Source organism: Nocardia rhamnosiphila NBRC 108938 (assembly GCF_000720425.1).
Classification (GTDB): Bacteria; Actinomycetota; Actinomycetes; order Mycobacteriales; family Mycobacteriaceae; genus Nocardia; species Nocardia rhamnosiphila.
In genome coordinates this window covers 430,305-449,988 of record NZ_JOAJ01000009.1, presented here as the reverse complement: position 1 = coordinate 449,988, position 19,684 = coordinate 430,305, and the positions used below count along the sequence as shown (strand labels likewise).

The 19,684-nt window shown below is 69.0% G+C and carries 16 protein-coding genes; 10 read left to right on the top strand and 6 right to left on the bottom strand.

The window, feature by feature from the left end:
* Window positions 1-182 precede the first annotated feature (182 nt).
* On the top strand, window positions 183-875 hold the full coding sequence (locus tag IG75_RS0128765; RefSeq protein ID WP_030524480.1) for a chymotrypsin family serine protease: 693 nt from the start codon (window positions 183-185) through the stop codon (window positions 873-875).
* A gap of 95 nt (window positions 876-970) precedes the next feature.
* On the opposite strand, the gene lppU is transcribed toward IG75_RS0128765, so the two are convergent.
* Window positions 971-1,612, bottom strand: coding sequence for an LppU family putative lipoprotein (gene lppU / locus IG75_RS0128760; protein ID WP_051715066.1), 642 nt, complete (start codon window positions 1,610-1,612; stop codon window positions 971-973).
* 634 nt (window positions 1,613-2,246) lie between these two features.
* Between lppU and IG75_RS0128750 the strand changes: the two genes are divergently transcribed.
* The gene (locus IG75_RS0128750) at window positions 2,247-3,134 is read left to right on the top strand and encodes a L,D-transpeptidase (protein WP_030524478.1); all 888 of its coding nucleotides are present in this window, start codon (window positions 2,247-2,249) and stop codon (window positions 3,132-3,134) included.
* 523 nt (window positions 3,135-3,657) lie between these two features.
* Here IG75_RS0128750 and IG75_RS0128745 read toward each other — a convergent pair.
* The 3 genes from IG75_RS0128745 to IG75_RS0128735 all read right to left on the bottom strand — a co-directional run bounded on the left by IG75_RS0128745 (window position 3,658) and on the right by IG75_RS0128735 (window position 7,095).
* Complete coding sequence (locus IG75_RS0128745) at window positions 3,658-5,661, bottom strand: M13 family metallopeptidase (protein ID WP_030524477.1); 2,004 nt, start codon at window positions 5,659-5,661, stop codon at window positions 3,658-3,660.
* A gap of 59 nt (window positions 5,662-5,720) precedes the next feature.
* Entirely contained in the window at window positions 5,721-6,194 is a 474-nt protein-coding gene (locus tag IG75_RS0128740) for a DUF4190 domain-containing protein (protein WP_030524476.1), read from the bottom strand.
* Window positions 6,195-6,315: 121 nt separating this feature from the next.
* A complete protein-coding gene (locus tag IG75_RS0128735) occupies window positions 6,316-7,095 on the bottom strand; it encodes a pirin family protein (RefSeq protein WP_030524475.1) in 780 nt (259 codons plus the stop codon).
* A gap of 201 nt (window positions 7,096-7,296) precedes the next feature.
* Between IG75_RS0128735 and IG75_RS0128730 the strand changes: the two genes are divergently transcribed.
* From IG75_RS0128730 to IG75_RS0128710, 5 genes are read left to right on the top strand one after another with little or no spacing between them, the layout of a single operon-like run.
* The gene (locus tag IG75_RS0128730) at window positions 7,297-7,800 is read left to right on the top strand and encodes an NUDIX hydrolase (RefSeq protein WP_051714993.1); all 504 of its coding nucleotides are present in this window, start codon (window positions 7,297-7,299) and stop codon (window positions 7,798-7,800) included.
* 10 nt (window positions 7,801-7,810) lie between these two features.
* Window positions 7,811-9,199, top strand: a complete 1,389-nt coding sequence (locus IG75_RS0128725; RefSeq protein ID WP_373863759.1) for an MFS transporter — start codon at window positions 7,811-7,813, stop codon at window positions 9,197-9,199.
* Between the two features lie 41 nt (window positions 9,200-9,240).
* Complete coding sequence (locus IG75_RS0128720) at window positions 9,241-9,996, top strand: LamB/YcsF family protein (RefSeq protein ID WP_030524472.1); 756 nt, start codon at window positions 9,241-9,243, stop codon at window positions 9,994-9,996.
* Window positions 9,997-10,020: 24 nt separating this feature from the next.
* On the top strand, window positions 10,021-10,698 hold the full coding sequence (locus IG75_RS0128715; RefSeq protein WP_081877191.1) for a 5-oxoprolinase subunit B family protein: 678 nt from the start codon (window positions 10,021-10,023) through the stop codon (window positions 10,696-10,698).
* Window positions 10,695-11,558: a 5-oxoprolinase subunit C family protein gene (locus IG75_RS0128710; protein ID WP_030524470.1), complete on the top strand. Its 864-nt coding sequence runs from the start codon at window positions 10,695-10,697 to the stop codon at window positions 11,556-11,558. The genes IG75_RS0128715 and IG75_RS0128710 overlap by 4 nt, the downstream gene beginning before the upstream one ends.
* 19 nt (window positions 11,559-11,577) lie before the next feature.
* On the opposite strand, the gene IG75_RS0128705 is transcribed toward IG75_RS0128710, so the two are convergent.
* Window positions 11,578-13,173 carry a glycoside hydrolase family 183 protein gene (locus IG75_RS0128705; protein ID WP_030524469.1) on the bottom strand — a complete coding sequence of 532 codons (1,596 nt, stop codon included), beginning with the start codon at window positions 13,171-13,173 and terminating at the stop codon, window positions 11,578-11,580.
* A gap of 205 nt (window positions 13,174-13,378) precedes the next feature.
* On the opposite strand from IG75_RS0128705, the gene IG75_RS0128700 reads away from it, so the two are divergent.
* Window positions 13,379-14,203 (top strand): hypothetical protein, encoded by an 825-nt coding sequence (locus IG75_RS0128700; RefSeq protein WP_030524468.1) that lies wholly within the window; start codon window positions 13,379-13,381, stop codon window positions 14,201-14,203.
* A gap of 9 nt (window positions 14,204-14,212) precedes the next feature.
* Here IG75_RS0128700 and IG75_RS0128695 read toward each other — a convergent pair whose 3' ends face one another.
* Window positions 14,213-15,673 carry a CCA tRNA nucleotidyltransferase gene (locus IG75_RS0128695; protein WP_036515373.1) on the bottom strand — a complete coding sequence of 487 codons (1,461 nt, stop codon included), beginning with the start codon at window positions 15,671-15,673 and terminating at the stop codon, window positions 14,213-14,215.
* Between the two features lie 259 nt (window positions 15,674-15,932).
* On the opposite strand from IG75_RS0128695, the gene IG75_RS0128690 reads away from it, so the two are divergent.
* Window positions 15,933-16,469, top strand: coding sequence for an NUDIX hydrolase (locus tag IG75_RS0128690; RefSeq protein WP_063045313.1), 537 nt, complete (start codon window positions 15,933-15,935; stop codon window positions 16,467-16,469).
* On the top strand, window positions 16,466-19,093 hold the full coding sequence (locus tag IG75_RS0128685; protein ID WP_063834201.1) for a DUF6049 family protein: 2,628 nt from the start codon (window positions 16,466-16,468) through the stop codon (window positions 19,091-19,093). The genes IG75_RS0128690 and IG75_RS0128685 overlap by 4 nt, the downstream gene beginning before the upstream one ends.
* Window positions 19,094-19,684: the final 591 nt, after the last annotated feature.

Sequence of the window (19,684 nt, the reverse complement as noted above, 5' to 3'; positions counted from 1 at the left end):
GAGTTCGTGCGGTGCACACCGCACGCGGAGCACCCCGGCCGAATGCACGACCGAAAAGCCGAACCCCTCTGTTACGCAACGGAACTCGCGGGTAACGGTTACTCGGGGCGCGCGTCGGGGCCTTTGCTGCCACGATGAGGTGCCACACATTGATATCGTGCGGCTTCAAGGTCTGGAGGGATATGTTCAGGAAACTCGCCCAGGCGGCCAGTGCCGTCTTCGCCGTGGCACTGAGTACGGCGTTACTCGGCACCGGGACGGCAGCCGCCGACCCCGCCCGGCCCGTACTCGGTGGTGGCTCGGGGCTCATCATCTCCTCTGAGTCCGGCCAGATGTCCGAGTATGCGATCCAGTGCACGCTCACCACGATCGGTCACGACGGCGCCGGCAGACTCGTCGGCCTCACCGCGGGACACTGCGGAACGCCCGGGCACGAAGTGTATTCGGAACAGGACCCGGGTGCCGGCGTGCTCGGCCGGTTCGTCTACTCCAACCAGGACCTGGACTACGCGGTACTCGAGTTCGAGCCGGGCCGGGTGACGCCGGTCAACCGGATCGGCAACCTGAGCATCACCGGGGTCGGCGCGCCGGCCCAGTTCCCCAATATCGTCTGCAAGGAAGGCCGCACCACCGGCAACACCTGCGGTCTCGCCTACGGAGACATCTTCGCCAGCAGTATGGAGACCTGGTCACAGATGTGTGTGATGGAAGGCGACTCCGGTGCCCCGGTGGTCGTCGGTTCCACGCTGGTCGGCATGGTGAACGCCTATCTGGCGATCGCCTGCTTCGGCCCCGAGGTCGGCACCAATATGACGACCATCATGGGTGATATCGACAGTCGCCACGGCATCGGAGCCGGGTACCGGCCCATCTAGCGGCTACCGGAGAGACAGAACGAGGCGGACACCCCTGGTGCCCGCCTCGTTCGTTTCCGCCCCCCGGCGCATCCACCGGGACGGATCGAGAAACCTCAGAGTTCGTCGACGCACACCACGAAGCGCCGCTCCGGGTACACATATCCGGAACTGCCCGCGCCACACGCGTCGACCTCGGTGGCGCCCTGCTCGATCGCGACGACCTTCACCCCGTCGGCGGCCGAGGTCTCGGTGCAATCGATACGCTCCGGGCCGGTCGTCCCGCCGCCCACATCCATACAGCCGCCGACCACCCAGTCGATATCGAGGCACAACGCCCCCATCTCGATACCGTTCCGACTCTCGGCGTAGTAGTTGTCGGCATCGCCGACACACTGGCTGCTCTGCTCGGCCTTGCCGATCACCTTGTAGTTCGACTCGTTGCTACCGCAGGACGCCGCTTCGATACTGGCGTCGGTGGTGGTTCCACCGAGGGTCACGCAGTCACCGACCTCGGCATCGAAACTGACGTCGCCGGCCTCCGGGGTGGTGGTCGGCGGCGCACTGGAGGTGGTGGTGCGCGAGGTCTCGCCGGAGCCGGGGGTCCCGGTCACGTCCACCGCGTCCACCGTGCCGGTCTCCAGCACCGGTTGCGCCCGGCCCTCGATGGTGGAACTACAGCCCGCGACCGCCAGGCCGACCGCTACCGCGGCCCCGGCGATCGCCACCGACAATCGAGATGATGCCCAACCAGACACGCACAGTCCTCCCGCTGTGATGCCGAACTCTGCCACCGCATCGAATCCGCGCCTCACTACAGCTCCGCCAGCAATATCACGCCATGAATACACCATGGCGGCCCGAGCGTCGACTCCGATGGCGCCGCCCACGGGGAGCCGCGACGGCACCGGCAACGGCCGCGCCGTGGAGACAGCGGGGTGGCGTGACATATCTCATCGACAGGTTTGGTAACGCAGATCACCATCGCCGGGCTCGGACACACCGTCCGAACAGGAATCCCCGGCCCACCGGGCATCCAACGGGCCCGCGAGCGCCCCGCCGGGGGAGCGTGCTACGACACACCTGCGATGCATAACGGCTATATAACGGAAAACGGGACTGGTCACGACTTCGTAAAGGCAGTACGAAGGAACTCGGAGCGGAGGCGCATCGGCTGGATCCAGCGAGCTTCCGCGATGCGCACCAGCCCGTCGGGACCGCTCCACAACTCTACGACCGGTGGCGCGCGGACGATCCAGACGCCCACGGGCCGGACGGCCGTGGAGGGGCTCCACAGAACTCCGCGAACACTCGCCGGGGTGCTCCGAAGGAGGCATCGGCGGCCCACAGGCCCCGTGCGCTCCAGAGTCGAATGGACGGACGAACACTCTTATGCATGTCTTCGACAACACCGGGTCGCTGCCGACCGGTCGCCGCGCCCAGCGGCGGCTTCGGCAGGGTGTCCTGTTGACGGCCGCGGTCGCCGCAGCCACCACGGTGGCCACGGCGCCGGTCTACGCGCTGCCGAGCCTGCCCTCCGGGTCGGCGGCAGGCGTCGTCGAGCCCGCGCCGCCCGCGGCCAACTTCGCGCCGCCGGCGATCAACCCCTCCGAAGGCGAAGAGGTCGGCATCGCGCAGCCGATCATCATCAACTTCAAGGACCCGATCGACGATCGCGCCGCCGCCGAACGCGCCATCAAGATCACCTCTTCGACCGAGGTACCCGGCCATTTCTACTGGTGGAGCGATAAGCAGGTGCGCTGGCGGCCGAACGAGTTCTGGCCCGCGCAGAGCGATATCGTGGTCGAGGCCGGCGGCAGCCGCAGCGCCTTCCACGTCGGTGACGCGGTGATCGCCACCGCCGACGACAACACCAAGATGATCACCGTGACCCGTAACGGCGAGGTCGTGCGCACCATGCCGACCTCGATGGGCAAGGTCGACCACGAAACGCCCAACGGCACCTATATCGTCGGCGAGCAGAAGCGTGAAATGGTCATGGACTCCTCGACCTACGGAGTCCCGATCGACGCCCCCGAGGGCTACAAGCTCGATGTCGAATACGCGACCCGCATCTCCAACAGCGGAATCTTCGTACACGCCGCACCGTGGTCGGTCGGCTCCCAGGGCTACGCGAACACCAGCCACGGCTGCCTCAATGTGAGCACCGAGGACGCCAAGTGGTTCTACGAAAACGTCAAGAAGGGTGACGCGGTGGTCGTGCAAAACACCCAGGGCGGCACCCTCAACGCCGGCGACGGCCTGGGCGACTGGAACTGAGCTGTGTTTTCGGCGGCGCCTGCGGCGCCGCGGGGTTGAGGCCCCCTAGTGTCTCGCCGTTTCGGCCTCGAGACTCGCGGCTCCGCCGCATGCACTTCGAGGCCGAAACGGCGAGACGGGCCTCAACCCTTTGAGGTGTCTCGCAACACTCGACACATGCGGTTACGTCGGCATTCGAGGTCCGAATCGCATGTCGAGGCGCCCGCACTACTGACCTCGGATGTTGATTCATCCACGGAATGCCGCACCCTCTCGGCGCCGAGTGACCAGGTAGAGCGCGGTCACATCCAGCCCCAACAGCATGGTCGGCAAGTTCAGCGAGGCCCTGAAATGGTCGAGGCCCGTCGGGGGCCTCGACCCCGCGACGCCGGAGGCGGCGCCGATAAACACAGCACCTTGGCGAGTGAGTTCACCCTCAGGGCCCCAAGGCACGGCGCACGGCCTCGGGTACCGACCAGCCCCAAGACTGGGTGTGGCCTGTCCGATCCTCCGGGCGGGCCACACCGTCGTTACTGGGTGACGATTACCAAATCTTGACCCGCTCCTCGGGCGCCAGGTAGAGGGCGTCGTCCGGGGTCAGGTCGAAGGCCTCGTGGAAGGCGTCGATATTGCGGACCACCGCATTGCAGCGGAACTCCGCGGGGGAGTGCGGGTCCACCGCGAGCCGGCGAACCGCTTCCTCGGGCCGCGCTTTGGTCCGCCAGACCTGCGCCCAGCCGAAGAACACCCGCTGCAGTCCGGTCAGACCGTCGATCACCGGTGCGTCCCGCCCGTCCAGTGATATCCGGTACGCCTGCAGCGCGATCGAGAGTCCGCCCAGGTCGCCGATGTTCTCGCCGATCGTGAACTCACCGTTCACGGTGTGCTCGTCGGACAGATCGGCGGGGGAGAGCACGTCGTACTGGTCGATCAACGCTCGCGTGCGCTTACCGAACTCGGCGCGATCGGTATCGGTCCACCAGTCGACCATATTGCCGTCGCCGTCGTACTTGGCGCCCTGATCGTCGAAGCCGTGCCCGATCTCGTGCCCGATCACCGCCCCGATCCCACCGTAGTTGGCGGCGTCGTCGGCGTTCATATCGAAGAACGGCGGCTGCAGGATGGCGGCCGGGAAGACGATCTCGTTCATCCCCGGGTTGTAGTAGGCGTTCACGGTCTGCGGGGTCATGAACCATTCGTCCCGGTCCACCGGGCCGCCGAGCTTGTTCAGGTCCCGGTCGTGGTCGACGGCGTAGCCGCGGCGGTAGTTGCCGACCAGGTCGGCCGGCGCCACGGTGAACGCGGAATAGTCGCGCCAGCGCTCGGGGTAGCCGATCTTGGGCGTGAACTTGTCCAGTTTCGCCAGCGCCGCCTGCCGCGTCGCCGGGCTCATCCACTCCAGCTCGGCGATATTGCGGCGGTATGCCTCGCGCAGGTTCTCCACCAGCCGCACCATCGCGGCCTTGGCCTCGGGCGGAAAGTGCTCGGCCACATACAGTTTGCCCACGGCTTCACCGAGCAGATCCTGGACCAGCGACACCCCGCGCTTCCACCGCTCGCGGTTCTCCTGGGCGCCGGTCAGCGTGCGGCCGTAGAAATCGAAACTCTCCTCGACCACTGCCTCGGTGAGATAGGGCGCGCGGGACCGCAGCACCCGCCACTGTGCCCACAGCCGCCACTCCTCGAGCGATTCCGATGCCCACAGCTGCGCGAAGGTCCGGAGGAAGTCGGGTTGCCGGACCACCAGCTCGGCCAGCAGGTCCGGGCCGCCCCCCGTGACGCCTTCGGTGAGACCGTCGGCCCAGGCGGTCCAGTCGAATTCCGGATGCGCGGCCGCCAGGTCGGTGAAAGTGGTGAGGTTGTAGCTCAATTCGGCGTCGCGACGGCGCACCACATCCCAGTGCCCGGCTGCGAGTTTGCGTTCGAGTTCGAAGACGCGGCTGCCCACCGGGCCCGCCGGCAGCAGCTCCGCGATCCGCGGATCGGCCGCCACCAGTGCGAACATCCGGTCGATATGTGCGATATAGCGCTCCCGCACCTCGGCGTACTCGTCGGAGCGGTAGTAGGACTCGTCGGGCAGCCCGATCCCGGACTGCGTCGCGTAGACGAGGTAGCGCTGGGAGTTCTTATCGTCGGTATCGACGTAGACGGCGACCGCACCGGAAACGCCGACCCGCTGCAGCCGGCCCAGCAGCCCGGCGAACTCACCCCGGTCGGTGACCCGCGCCGGCGCGGCCAGTTCTTCGACGACGGGGGACAGGCCCACGGACTCGACCGCGTCGGTGTCCATGAAGGAGGCGTAGAGGTCGGCGATCTTGCGGGCGTCGCTGCCGGGCTCCCCCGTGGCATTGCGGATGATCTCCTGCACATCCAGCTCCGCCCGGTCGAACAGGGTGCGGAACGCGCCGTCGACCGCCCGGTCGGCCGGGATCTCGTACCCGGCCAGCCAGGCGCCGTTGACATGCGTGAACAGGTCGTCCTGTACCCGGACGGCCGGGTCGAGATGGGTCAGATCGATACCGGAGGGGCTGGTCACGTCGGAAGTCACAGAATCCAGTATGCCGGTGCCGGGCCGGTCCGAGTGGGATACCGGACCGGCCCGCCCGTTCAGTTGGTGGGCTCCGGTGGAGCGATGGTCACCCCGTACTGGTCCTCGATACGCTGGTTGAACTCGTCTTCGCACCGCGACACCGCGCTCTGGTCACCGCCCGCGTTGCTGACGCAGTCGACGAAGTCGCGGCCACCCGAATCCGACCAGATGCCCCAGCCGACGATGCCGACGACGATCACTCCGGCGAGGGCGAGCACGCCCAGGATCAGGCCGATCACCGCCATGACCCCGCCGCCGCCGGTGCCGCGATTCGCCTTCACCAGGGCGATCACACCGAGGATCACCGCGATGAGCCCGAAGAGGATGCCGCCGACGATCGTCCAGAAGCTCAGTACGCCGAGGATGCCGAGGACCAGCGCGGCGATCGCCATCCCCTTGCGTTTCGGCGATTCCTGCCAGTACTCGGGTTGCCCGCCGGTGCCGGGGTAGGGCCCCGGTTCGGGATAGCCCGGGGGCGGTGGATAGGACATACGTTCCTCCTCAGCTGAGCTGGTCGAGACCCTGCCGGTAACGCTCGAGCGATCTCGGTCCGCATATCATTGTCGAGGGTCGATCACCCACGGGTCGACCCCTATCCGGACTTTTCGGACGTTACCCGGCGCCGAGCCGGGCATGCATCTCCCAGATCAGCACTTCCGCCGGTTCCTGCGCGATCAGCCGCTGGCCGCCGGAAAAGGTCAGGCGCACCGCGTCACCCGTGTCCAGCAGGCCCACACCCTCCATCTCGACCGACCCCCGGGCGACGAACACGTGGAGGTAGGGCGCCTCGGGCAGTTCCACCGACGCCTGCGCGTCCGGCGCCGATTTCGCCACGTGCAGCGCCGAATGCGAGCTGTTGATGGCGATGGCGGTGCGGTCGCGGTACCGCGGCAGCCCGGACGCGACGGTCACCAGGCCACCCGCGGCCAGCTGGTCGTCGATTTCGAGTTGCTGGTACCCCGGCTCGATCCCGGGTTCGTCGGGCAACACCCACATCTGCACGAAATGCACCGGTTCATCGTGTTCCGGCCGATTGCCGTCGATCCGCCACGAATCGTTCTTCTCCGAATGCCGGATGCCGGTACCGGCACTCATCCGCTGCGCGAGCCCCGGGTAGATGACGCCGCTGTGACCGAGCGAATCCTGATGAACCAGGGATCCCTCGAGCACCCACGTCACGATCTCCATATCGCGGTGCGGATGGGTATCGAACCCTTGGCCCGGCAGAACGATATCGTCATTGTTCACCAGCAGCAGACCGTGATGGGTGTTCTCGGGGTCGTAGTGTGCGCCGAAGGAGAACGAATGCTTGGAATCGAGCCACGATATCCGGGTCTTCAGACGATCACCCGCACGATGTACATCGATATGCGGCGTCGGCAGCGTGGACATCGCACGACTCCTTTCCGGCTCGGGCACAATTACCTTTCCCGCATGTAGTACCTCGGCGATACCACGACCTCGTCGATTGTCCGCTCTGGGTATTTTACGCGAGCGACCTCGGGGTGAACGGCCGGTGAGCAACCGGGGCGGTAATAGCGGTGCGGCACACGTTTCACGAAAATGGATCTATACGGAACCGGGAGGTGAAGGATGCACCCCGAAGCACTCGCACGGACCGAGCAGCGGCTGCGTGCCGCCGCGCGGCGCGACGGCGTCACCGACCTGGTCGTCGGCGTCGCGGTGTTCCAGGACGGAAAACTGCTGGTGGTGCGCCGGGTCCCGGGCGACTATCTCGGCGGAATGTACGAGCTACCCGGTGGCGGGGTCGAATCCGGCGAATCGCTCACCGAGGGCGCGGCGCGGGAACTGCTCGAGGAAACCGGCCTGGTGGCCCGCCGGATCACCGATTTCCTGGGCTGGTTCGACTACGCCACCCGCACCAAGGCCAAGGTGCGGAAATTCAGTTTCCTGGCCGAAGCCGAACCCGGTGAGATAACGCTGGACCCGGACGAGCACGACGATTACGCCTGGATAGACGCCGGCGCGCTGGGCACCCTGCCGATGGCGCCCGATATGCGTGAGGCCGTGGATCTGCTGATCGCCGAACGCGTGTCCGGACCGGCCGGAATACCTCCCGGCCTGCGGGGCAGGTAGCGTCGCGGCGGTGTCCAGCTCTGCGCCCGAACCCACCACCACGGACCGGACACCGGAAGGCGGCGGGCGGCGGCACGATCTGTCGGCCTTACGCGCCGCGATCGGCGAGAGCCCCGGCGCGGTTCGGTTGACCCTGGTGCGCTTCACGAGCCAGTTCGGTGACGGCATGTTCCAGGCCGCGCTGTCCGGGGCGATCCTGTTCAATCCCGAACGGGAAACCGACCCGCTCGCCGTCGCCGCCGGTTTCGCGGTACTGCTGCTGCCCTATTCGCTGATCGGGCCGTACGCGGGTGCACTGCTGGACCGCTGGGATCGGCGACTGGTCCTGCTGATCGCCAACCTGATGCGCGGCCTGCTGATCGCCGTGGTGGCGCTGGGCCTGCTCACCGGGGCCGGAGCGAGATTCCTCCTGCTGCTGGCGCTGGCCGTGGTCGGGATCAGCCGGTTCACCGCGGCCGGTGTGTCGGCGGCGCTGCCGCGGGTACTGGCATTGCACCGGCTGGTACCCGCCAACTCCGTGCTCGCGACAGTGGGCTCGGCGTGCGCGGCCGGCGGCGCGGCGGCCGCGGTGGCGGTGATCGGCGCGATCGGTGCCGGCGACACCGGTTCGGCCGTCGCCGTGGCGCTGAGTGTGACCGGTTCGGTGGCCGGAGTGGTGCTCACGGCCGGGTTCCGCCCCCGCACTCTCGGCCCGGAATCGGAACCCGGCGACACCGCGGGCGCGGTACGAGCGGTACTCACCGGACTGCTGGTCGGCGCACGAGCGGTCCGGCATTCGGTCGATGTGTCCACCGCGATGATCGGTATCGGAGCCCACCGGATCGTCTTCGGCATCAACACGCTCGTCATGGTGCTGGTGCTGCGGCAATCACCGTCGCACGGCGCGGCGGTGGACAGCGGGTTGATCGGCTTCGGTGTCGCGATCACCGCCACCGCCGCCGGAATGCTGCTCGCGGCGCTGCTCACCCCGCTGCTCATTCCCCGGCTGGGCCGGCCCCGGACCGTCCTGCTGGCGCTGTCCGGTGCGATCGCGGTACAGCTGGCGCTGGTCCTGCCCACCGCCCTCACCCACGCGGCCGACAGCGTGCACCGCGCCCACCAGCTCCTGCTGGCCGGGGCGTTCCTGCTGGGGCTGGCCGGACAGACCATCAAACTCACCGGCGACGCCGCCATGCAGATGGATATCCCCGACGACCGCCGCGGCCAGGTTTTCGCCCTCCAGGACACGGTGTTCAATATCGCGTTCGTCCTGGCGGTCGCGGTGACGGCACTGGTCGTCCCGGCCGACGGCCGATCCCCGGGCGTGATCCTGGCCGGGGCGGCCTGTTACGGGCTCGGCATCGTCGCACTGCTGTTCAACAGTCGCAGGAGGTTTCGGCGACCCGGCGACGCCGGATGAGGGAGGACAATAAAGGCACAGCCGGAAGGAGGGTGTGTGCCATGGGGCTGGACCTCAACAGCGACCTCGGTGAGGGGTTCGGGGCATGGAGCATGGGGGAGGACGCCGCCATGCTCGACATCGTGACCAGCGCCAATATCGCCTGCGGGTTCCATGCCGGCGATCCGTCCATCATGCGACGCACCTGCGCGACGGCGGTGGAGAAGGGGGTGCGGATCGGGGCGCATATCGGATACCGGGACCTGGCGGGGTTCGGGCGGCGGGCCATGGCGGTAGCGCCGGCGGACCTCCGGGACGAGACGCTCTACCAGATCGGCGCGCTGGACGGCTTCGCCCGGGCGGCGGGTGACCGGGTGCGGTATGTGAAACCCCACGGCGCGCTGTACCACGCCGCCGCGGCCGACGCGGCGCTCGCCGACGCTGTGCTCGCGGGCCTGCGGGACTACGACCCCGCCCTCGTCCTGCTCGGACCCGCCGGTACCCATCTCGAGAAATCGGCGCTGGCCGCCGGGACCCTGTTCGTGAGCGAGGGTTTCGCCGACCGGGCCTACACGGCCGCGGGCGGTCTCGCACCGCGTGGTACCCCGGGCGCCGTACTCGGTACCGAACCGGCAGTCGCCCAGGCGGTCTCGCTGGCGGAGAACGGTACCGCCCGGGTGCTGGGCGATGGCGGCACCGTGGCGGTCTCGCCCGACAGCATCTGTGTACACGGCGACACCCCGGCCGCGGTCCGGATGGCCCGGCGGATCCGTGCCGCGCTCGAGGACGCCGGGATAGCGGTAGCGTCGTTCACCTGAACGACGGGACGGGGGTGAGGTGACGTGTCGCGAACTCCACGCATCCGGGAGGAGACGGCGGTACGGTGTGCCGGCGACCGGGCCTTCCTGCTCACTCCGGACGATCCGGAGCGGGTCGGCCGGCTGGCCACGGAATTGGCCGGGCGTCCGGTCGCCGGGGTGGTGGACGTCCTGCCCGCCGCGGAAACCGTGCTGGTGACCCTCGATTCGGTGCGCTCGGCACCCCGGGTGCGGCGTGAGCTGGAACGCATCGTCGCGGCGGTGAGCGCGACGAAAGCCGATGTTTCCCGTGGAACATTCACGCCCGCAACCGAACCTGTGCCGATTCCCGTGCGGTACAACGGTCCCGATCTCGATACCGTGGCCGCGCTGCTGGATCTGCGACCGGACCAGGTGATCGCCGCGCACACCGCCGCGACCTGGCAGTGTGCCTTCGTCGGCTTCGCACCCGGCTTCGGCTATCTCACCGCCGCCGACTGGCGGTACAGCGTCCCGCGCCGCGATACGGCGCGCACCCGTATACCGGCGGGGTCGGTCGGCCTGGCCGGCGGCTGGTCGGCGGTCTATCCGCGGGTGACGCCGGGTGGCTGGCAGCTGATCGGCACCACCGCATCGGCCATGTGGGATACCGATCGGGACCCGCCCGCCCTCATCCGCGCCGGCGCGCGGGTGCGATTCGTCGATGTGGACGCCGCCTCGTGATCGTGATCGAGCGGGTCGGCCCAGCGGCCACCGTCCAGGACCTGGGCCGCCCGGGGTGGTTCCATTCCGGCGTCGGTCCCTCCGGCGCCGCGGACCGCGGGGCGCTACGGCTGGCGAACCGCCTGGTGGGCAATCCGGAGGGCTACGCCGGGATCGAAGTACTACTCGGCGGCCTGACCCTGCGCGCCGAAACCTCACTGCTGCTGGCGGTCACCGGGGCGCCCGCCCCCGCGACCCTGGACGGGACCCCGGTAGGTCACGCGAGCGTGCTGCACCTCTCGCCGGGCCGGCGCCTGCGGCTGGCCACGACGCGCACCGGGCTGCGCAGCTATATCGGGGTACGCGGCGGAATAGATGTCCCTCCGGTATTGGGCTCCCGCAGTTACGACACGCTCTCGGGTATCGGCCCGCCTCCGTTGCGCGACGGCGTGACTCTCCCCATCGGCCCACCACCCCGTGAGTGGGCGATCATCGAGCAGGCGCCACTACCCGGACCGGACGCGATGCTGGAGATACACGCTCTGCCCGGCCCCCGGGACGACTGGTTCACCGACCCGGCCGCCCTGTTCACGGGTCACTGGTCGGTGAGCGCCGATACCGACCGGGTCGGGGCGCGCCTGGACCGGGCGGACGGGCCGGCACTGCGGCGGAAGTCGTCCGGCGAACTCGCGACCGAGGGTATGGCGCTCGGGTCGGTACAGGTTCCACCCAGCGGTCAACCGGTGGTCTTCCTCGCCGACCACCCGATCACCGGCGGGTACCCGGTGATCGCGGTGGTCACCGACGCCGATATCGACCGGGTGGCGCAGGCCCGGCCCGGTCAGCGGATCCGGTTCCGCCGCGCGGCGGGCGCCGGCTGATCCCCGGCGTCCACGGACCTTACGACACGGGCGGCTCATCCGGCGGTGCCAGCCGGGCGTGCAGGAGATACACGTTGTACGAATCCCACTCCGATATCGCCAGGTACAGATCCCGGGAAGTGGACCATGGATGGAGGAAACCGCCATAGGCCTTCGGATAGTCGGCGGTCGATACCAGCTGCACCGGTTCGGTCCAGCTACCTTGCGGGTCGGCGGCGGTCCGCAGGACGATCGCGCCGCGCGCCGGATCCAGGTAACTCATCTGCCACAGTCCGGTTCCCGGATCGACCCGCACCGACAGCTCACTGGCGATACCGGCCACCAGCGGAGTCGCCTGGTTCTCCGCCGCCGGAGCCCAGGTGCCGTGCACCCAGTACTGGTACGCCGTCTTGTTCAGCACTTCGTCCTTCGGGACCCGGGCCAGCCCGATCACCCCGATCCGGCCGTTGGGCGTACCGAACATGTAGACGTGGTCGCCGTGCGGCACCATGACCGTCACCTGGAACCGGCCGAGCCCGAACAGGTTGTCCCAGCGGGCATGCTGATCCTTCACCCAGGTGCTGCCGCCGTCGTCGGAGTAGGCGATACCGCCGTAGTTCGTCCACCACATCCCCGGAATGCGGCTCCAGCGGTTCACCGACATGAAGCTGAGGTACTGCCGTCCGCCGAGCGCGAACCCGGAGGTCGGGATGGTGGTGGTCTCCCAGTTCTTGATCTTGCGACTACCCAGCAGTTCGGCTGCGTGGCAACGGCTGTCCTGCACCATCGTATCCAGCGTCAGGCCGTCGGAGAGGTCTCGGTCGGTGCTGTAGGCCAGCACATTGCTGCGCCAGTCCGGGCCGCCGACCTCACCGGCCGACCAGCCCTTTCCGAACGTATCGCCGAACACCATGGCGATCCGTCCCGGTTCGGTCTCCCACATCAGCCCGAGGTCGGTGCCATCGACCTGCCAGCGCATATCGGTGCGATTCGCCGACCCGTGCCCGGTGACCTGCTCGACCAGCCGCACCGCCTCGACCCGCGGTAGCGCCACCGGCGCCACGACCGGACCGGGTTCGGCCGGATGCACGACCGGCGGCGGTGCCGGTTGCGGCGGCGCCCCCTCGCCGCCCGGCACCGGATACGGGATCGGCTCGATTTCGGGTTTCACCCGGATCTCGGGTAGCCGCCACGGAATTCCGGAACCGGACGACCCCGAACTGCCGTTCGCCGAACCGCCGCCCGGCGCGGCCGGGGGAGGCGCCGGGTCATCGGGTGCGGGCTCCACCGGTTTCGGTGTGTCGCGGATATCGGGGCAGGGGTTGTGACAGGGGTCGGCGGGCAACGGATCCGGGGTGATCCGGGTGTTGTCCGGCGCCGGGTCGGGTACGGGCACCGGTTGCAGCTGCGGTACCGGGACCGGAATATCGATCCGGGGAGGCACCGGCGGCGGGGGCGGGGCCGACGGATCCGGCTCCCGGGCGAGCGGGTCGAAACCGGTTTCGCCACACTCGTTCACCGGCGGCGGTGCCCACGGAAACGGCGCGGCATGCGCGGGGACCGGCACGGCGACATACCCCGCGAGCACCAATCCGAGAACCGCGAGCCCGACACGACCGGGCCGCGGACCCGGCATCACCTCGATCAAAACTTCTCGCAGTCTCTGGTCGAGTCCCATTGCCGGACCGAACCTACCCGAACCGGATGGCCTCCGCGCCGATTGATCGACGCGGGTCGTGGGTCGAGTCGCACGGGAGTTCCGCCGCGGCCCCGACACGACAGGTGACCGGGCGACACCGCGTGGCCCGGGCCCGGCCGACCCAGTACCCTCGACACTGATCATGGCCGCCTACTCCGATCCCCGTTCGGCCTCCCTGTTCAACGCACTGTGGGCCGTCGACCTGGGTAAACGACTGTTCGAGCAGACCCGGCTGGAACAGTGGATCAGCCTGACCACCGCCTGGATGGAACCGATGGCCGACCTCGGCGCCGGGACCGTCACCGCGCTGCTACCGGACACACTGCTCACCGTGCTCAGCGAAGGCATACTGAGCCGGTTCGGCGGACAGGAGATCAGCGCGACGCTGCTGGATCATCGGCTGACCGGCACCCTGGATCTGTTGAAGGTGCGCCGGCGCGGCGCGCATTTCCAGACCAAAGCCGTACTCCGGGGGCTGCGCTGGGACGAACGGCCCATCGACGAGGTCACCGTTGTCTCGCACGAGGTCCGGCTGGTCCCGGGGGTACCGACCCGCGTCCGCGCCAACCGGGTTGATATCGAGGGCACGGTCGGCCTGGACACCGTGGTGGGCTGGCTCGCGAGCCGGCAGCGGGAATGGGAACTCTCGGTGACCGGGCAGGGGCTCATCCACGCGGTACATCGCCGCAAGCGGATCACCGCCGACCTCGACGCCTCGGTCACCGAGGATGTGCTGCACCTGGTCGTGCGGCGCGCCACCTGGGCCGGGCTGCCCGTACCCCGGCGCTGGCGCACGATGAACCCCATCCCGATGGGGGAGCTGCCCCGGGGCGCGCGGGTGCGGTGGGCCGTCCGCGACGGCGCGGTGGTGCGATTCCGGATCGAACTCGCACCGGTCAGCGGCTCGTTCGACCTCGCCCAGATACGTTCCGCGATCGTGGCCGGCACGACCCTGATCGTTTTCTGACCGGCCCGCTCATTTCTGGGTCTGCCACCACTGCTCGAGCGCCGCCTCGGCCTCGTCCCGGGTCAGCGGTCCGCGATCGAGACGCAACTCTTTGAGAAAACGCCAGGCCCGCCCGACCTCGGGTCCCGGCGGCAGCCCCAGCAATTCCATGATGGCGTTACCGTCCAGATCCGGCCGGACTTTCGCCAGGTCTTCCTGCTCCTGCAGCCGCGCGATCCGCGACTCCAGATCGTCGTAGGTGGACCGCAATGCCGCCGCCCGGCGCTTGTTCCGGGTGGTGCAGTCGGCGCGCACGAGTTTATGCAGGCGGGGCAGCAACTCGCCGCCGTCGGTGACATAGCGGCGGACCGCGGAATCGGTCCACTGCCCCTTGCCGTAGCCGTGGAACCGCAGATGCAGGAACACCAGCCGCGCGACGTCCTCGGTGAACTGCTTCGGATACTTCAGCGCGCGCAACCGCTTGCGCACCATCTTCGCGCCCACCACCTCGTGATGGTGGAAGCTCACCCCGCCACCGGGTTCGTTGCGTTTGGTGTCCGGTTTCCCGATATCGTGCAGCAGCGCCGCCCAGCGCAGCACCAGATCGGGGTCACCCTCCTCCTGGTCGATGGCCTGTTCCAGCACGGTCAGCGAATGCCAGTAGACGTCCTTGTGCTGATGATGCTCGTCGATCTCCAGCTTCATCGCCGGGACCTCGGGCAGCACCCGCTGAGCCAGGCCCGTCTCACACATCATGTCGATACCGTCGATCGGATGGGCGCCGCCGATCAGTTTGTCCAGCTCGGTCCGCACCCGCTCCGCGGTGATCCGATCGATCTCCGCGGCCATCCCGGTGATCGCCGCCCGCACCCGCGGATGCACGTCGAACCCGAGCTGCGAGACGAAACGCGCCGCCCGCAGCATGCGCAACGGGTCGTCACCGAACGAGTCCTCCGGGGCCGCGGGAGTATCCAGCACACCGGCCAGCAGCGCCGCCATCCCGTCCAGCGGATCCACGAACTCCAGCGCCCCGTCGGCCGCGACCCGGACCGCCATGGCATTGACCGTGAAATCCCGCCGGACGAGGTCGTCCTCCAGCGTGTCACCAAAGCTGACCTGCGGATTCCGCGAAACCCGATCGTAGACGTCGCTACGGAACGTAGTGATCTCCAACTGCTGCCCGTTCTTGGCGGCACTCACCGTCCCGAACGCCAGCCCCCCGGTGTCCCACAGCTGATCGGCCCATCCACGCAGCAACTCCTGCACCTGCTCCGGTCGCGCGTCGGTGGTGAAATCCAGATCCGTCCCGAGCCGCCCCAGCACCGCGTCGCGCACACTGCCCCCGACCAGATACAGCTGGAAACCGTGCGCGGAGAACATCTCGCCGAGCGGCGTCAGTACATCGGAGAGCCGACCCAGCGTGATCGCGGCGGCCGCGAGCAAACGGGTACGGCGATCCTGCACAACGTCGTCGGACTCGGTCGAAACCACAGCAGAACCTTACCGAGTAGGAACAAATGCGATTTTCCGGCCGACGGTATGGCCGGGCGCTTATGGGTTCGGAGAATTGGTGTCGGACGGCGGGGGTCTGTGACGCCGTCACCGAAGGGGTCGAGGCCCGTCCCGCCGTTCAGGCCTCGAAGTGCATGCGCGAAGCGCGAGTCTCGAGGCCTGAACGGCGGGACCTTCGGGGGCCTCGACCCCGCGACGCCGCAGGCGTCGCCAAAAGACACTGCTCTAGTATTGCGTAGTGTCTCCGGCCGATCGCGCGAACAGTAGACGCCGCCAGCCGCGGCGTCGTGGTTCGGCCGGTGGTGCGGCGAAACCTCGCATGCGTACCGTGCGGGAGACTTCGGCCGGGGGTTTGGTGGTCGATGGGCTGGACGGTCCGCCGGAAGCGCGCTGTGCCGCTTTGATCGGCCGTACCGACCGGCGGGGCCGGCTGCTATGGTCGCTGCCCAAAGGACATATCGAAGAGGGCGAAACCTCGGAACAAACGGCGATCCGGGAGGTCGCCGAGGAGACCGGTATCCAGGGCGTCGTCGTCGCCGAATTGGGCAGTATCGATTACTGGTTCGTCACCGAGGGTCGGCGGGTACACAAAACGGTGCATCATTTTCTGCTGCGTTCGGTCGGTGGTGAATTGTCCGACGCGGATGTCGAGGTCACCCAGGTGGACTGGGTACCGCTGAGCGAATTGAACTCGAGGCTGGCTTACGCGGATGAGCGGAGGCTGGCCGAGGTGGCGAACCGCCTGATCGACCGGATGGAGACCGGCAAGCGATGACGCGTGGACTGAGTCGGATCATGCTCGTGATCCTGACCATCCTCGGTTCGGCGGCGCTGCCCGCGCTGCTCGGATCCCCGGCTCACGCCCAGCCCACGGGGTCGGCCGAGGACACCTCGATACCGCAGTTCCTGAAGTTGTCTCTCGATTCGGTGAGTCCGGGCGCCGTCACCGCGCAGAGCGAGCCGGTGCTCACGGTGGCGGGCACGGTCACCAATATCGGTGACCGCGGCGTCGAGGAAGTGGCCGTGCGGATGCAGCGGGCGCGGCCGGTATCGGATCCCAGCGAGTTGCGGACGGCGTTGAAACTCGATCAGGTGAACTACGAGCTTCCGACGCCCTTCCAGGATGTGGCGGTACGGCTGGAGCCGGGACAGCGCCGGCAGTTCACCATGACCGTCCCGCTGCGGGACGCGTCGGGGACTTCGCTGAACATCACCGAGCCGGGTGTGTACCCGCTGCTGCTGAATGTGAACGGGACTCCGGATTACGGTGGCCAGGCGCGATTGGACGATGCGCGGTTCCTGTTGCCGGTGCTGGGGTTGCCGGCCGCAGCGGACGGGAGCGCTCCGCCGCGGCCCGCGCCCGCCGCACCGCCGGTGCAGACAACCCTGCTGTGGCCGCTGGCCGATCGGCCCCGCATGGTGGCCGGGCAGACCGGTGACCTGGACCGGGAGGTCGAGCTGACCGACGACGAGCTGGCCGCGGCGGTGAGCCGCGGGGGCCGGTTGGACGAGCTGGTGGGCGCCTTGGAGTCGGTCTTCGGTGACGATCGGGCAGCCGACGGGCCGTCTTCGGCGGTCTGTCTTGCGATCGATCCCGATCTGCTGCTCACCGTGCAGGCCATGACCAGCGATTACCGAGTGCTGGCCAGCCCGTCCGATCCGGACGGCGCGACGCGTCCGGGCTCGGGGACCGAATCCGCGAAGGCCTGGCTGGACCGGTTGCGGAATCTGGCGTCCTCGATGTGCACGGTGGCGCTGCCCTTCGCCCAGGTGGATATCGCGGCGCTCGCGGCGGCCGCCGACCCCGCGCTCACCGCGCGGGCGCTGGATGCGCCGGCGACGATCGTCGATTCCATCCTGAACACCCGATCCGTTCGCGGTGTGAGCCTGCCCGACGCCAGCAGCCTGGACCAGGGCGCGGCGCAGCTCCTGAGGAATCAGGGCTTCGGGACCGCGGTGCTGGCCGCCAACGCGGTGGCGCCCGAGGGCGGTGCCGGCGACCCGTACGCGGCCGTCCCCGATCTGGTGCGGCTGCCCGGCGTGCCCGGGGCGGTTCCGCCGCCCGCGCCGGCTCCAGAGTCCGGCGACACCCCCGATGCGGTACCCGCCGGTGACACCTCCGACGACGGTGCGCAGCCGGATCCGGGTACGCCGGCGCAGACCCCGGCGGGGGCCGCACCGGCGGAGCCCGGCGGCGGCGGTTCCTCGACGGCCGACCCGGCGCTGCGCGTGGCAACCTTCGACATCTGGCCCGCGGCCGCGCTGGCGGGGGTCGGATCCAATCCGCCCACCCCGGCCTATGTCCCGGAATCGGCGCGGTACGCGGTAACCAACGATTCCCGGACCGCGCGGCTGCAGGACGCGCTGGGGGCGGTGTCCTGGCGGGCGCTGCAGACCGATCCGGGCCGGCCGCGTTCGCAGTTGATCATGCCGCCGCAGCAGTGGGGCGCGAACCGCGACGAGGCCGCCGCGCTGCTGCGCCAGCTCGACCTGCTGGTCGAGAACAAACTGGTCGATCCCCGGCCGTTCGACGATCTCGTCGGTCAGGCGCCCGATCCTGTCCCGTATCAGCTGACCCCGCTGCCGGAGGCGGCCGTGGAGGCGGTGCCGGTCCATTTCGCGACCCCCGCCCGCGACCAGTCGCATCGGATCTCGCAGCTGCTGCAGGCAATGGTGGAGGTGCCCGAGGCGGCGCCGACCCCGCGCGCCTATCTCGATCCACTGCGCGACGATCTGGTGCGCGCGCTGTCGCTGTCCGACCGGCGTGGCGGTCCCACCGCGCAGGCCGAGGTCTTCGCTGCGCGCCGGATCGAGAAGGCGACATCGACGGTCGACGAGGTCTTCCGTTCGGTATCGGTGCTGCCACCCGGCGGGGTCTACACGCTGGCCTCCGAGTCGAGTCCGCTGCTGCTGGTGGCCCGCAACGATCTGCCCGTGTCGGTGCGGATCAGGTTCCGCATCGACGCACCGGCGGAAACCAAGATCACCGATATCGGCGAGCAGTTGCTGCCGCCGCGCGGTACCCGGTCGTTCCAGATCCCGACCGAGGTCAGTGACAGCCGCAAACTCGTGGTGCCGATCTCGCTGAGCACCCCGGAGGGGGTGCCGCTGGGCCACGCCACCTCGATCTCGGTGCGATCCAACGCCTACGGCCAGATCCTGGCGATCATCACCGCATGCGCGGCCGCCCTGCTGTTCCTGCTGGCCGGGCGCCGGTTGTGGCGGCGTTTCCACGGCAAACGCGATCCTGCCGACAAAGGTATCGATCCCGGGTTGCGGCAGCGGGTCGTCCGGTTGGGGCGGGCGCGTCGGCGTGGACGGGGCCGGTCCGCACCACAGGTGAGCGAGGCGGCCCGGGAGGCGACGCGCCGGACGGCCCGCGGCCGGGAACGGGTGTAGCGGCGGATTCCCCGCCGGCGGGCGGACCGGCGGCAGTTTCCCGAGGATCTCGTGTACCGCGGGTTCGGGGCCGGCTCCGGCGCTCCCACGGCCAGGTGTGGTGCACACGGCCGGGAGAGGGTGACCCGGACCCGTGACCCATGGAAGATGGAAGGGTGCGCACCGGCTGCCCGGGTCCACCCGGGCAGCCGGTGCGCAGTCGGACGCATTACCGCCCGTTCGTCGCGCGCGAACGCCGAGACAATGTGTTCGACGCGACACAGGGGACAACCGCCGCGCGGGGTCCGGGCGATACAGGAGGCATGATGAGCGACGATGAATCCTCCGCTCATCGGCAGCAGCCCGGTCGACAGCCCGACGGTCCACGAGCCCGCCGGCCCCCCAGCGCACCGTGGGAGCGAGCACCTCGAGCTCCCGGCCCGGAGACGGATATGACCGGCCATCCCGGCGATCCGGAACCGGCCCGCGACCGCCCCGGCGCGTTCCGGGAGCCGCCCCCGCAACTGCGCCGCCCCGAGCGCCCCGGCACTCCGGCGGATCGATCCGGCCCGCCCGGACCGCGTCCGGTACCGCCACCTCGCCCCGGACCGC

What these genes read in the sequence shown, in the direction of transcription:
- IG75_RS0128685 (WP_063834201.1), top strand. Translation starts at nt 16,466, where the DNA reads ATGACGCGTGGACTGAGTCGGATCATGCTCGTGATCCTGACCATCCTC.
- IG75_RS0128740 (WP_030524476.1), bottom strand. Translation starts at nt 6,194, where the DNA reads ATGTCCTATCCACCGCCCCCGGGCTATCCCGAACCGGGGCCCTACCCC.
- IG75_RS0128720 (WP_030524472.1), top strand. Translation starts at nt 9,241, where the DNA reads ATGGGGCTGGACCTCAACAGCGACCTCGGTGAGGGGTTCGGGGCATGG.
- IG75_RS0128765 (WP_030524480.1), top strand. Translation starts at nt 183, where the DNA reads ATGTTCAGGAAACTCGCCCAGGCGGCCAGTGCCGTCTTCGCCGTGGCA.
- IG75_RS0128730 (WP_051714993.1), top strand. Translation starts at nt 7,297, where the DNA reads ATGCACCCCGAAGCACTCGCACGGACCGAGCAGCGGCTGCGTGCCGCC.
- IG75_RS0128700 (WP_030524468.1), top strand. Translation starts at nt 13,379, where the DNA reads ATGGCCGCCTACTCCGATCCCCGTTCGGCCTCCCTGTTCAACGCACTG.
- IG75_RS0128750 (WP_030524478.1), top strand. Translation starts at nt 2,247, where the DNA reads ATGCATGTCTTCGACAACACCGGGTCGCTGCCGACCGGTCGCCGCGCC.
- IG75_RS0128705 (WP_030524469.1), bottom strand. Translation starts at nt 13,173, where the DNA reads ATGCCGGGTCCGCGGCCCGGTCGTGTCGGGCTCGCGGTTCTCGGATTG.
- IG75_RS0128735 (WP_030524475.1), bottom strand. Translation starts at nt 7,095, where the DNA reads ATGTCCACGCTGCCGACGCCGCATATCGATGTACATCGTGCGGGTGAT.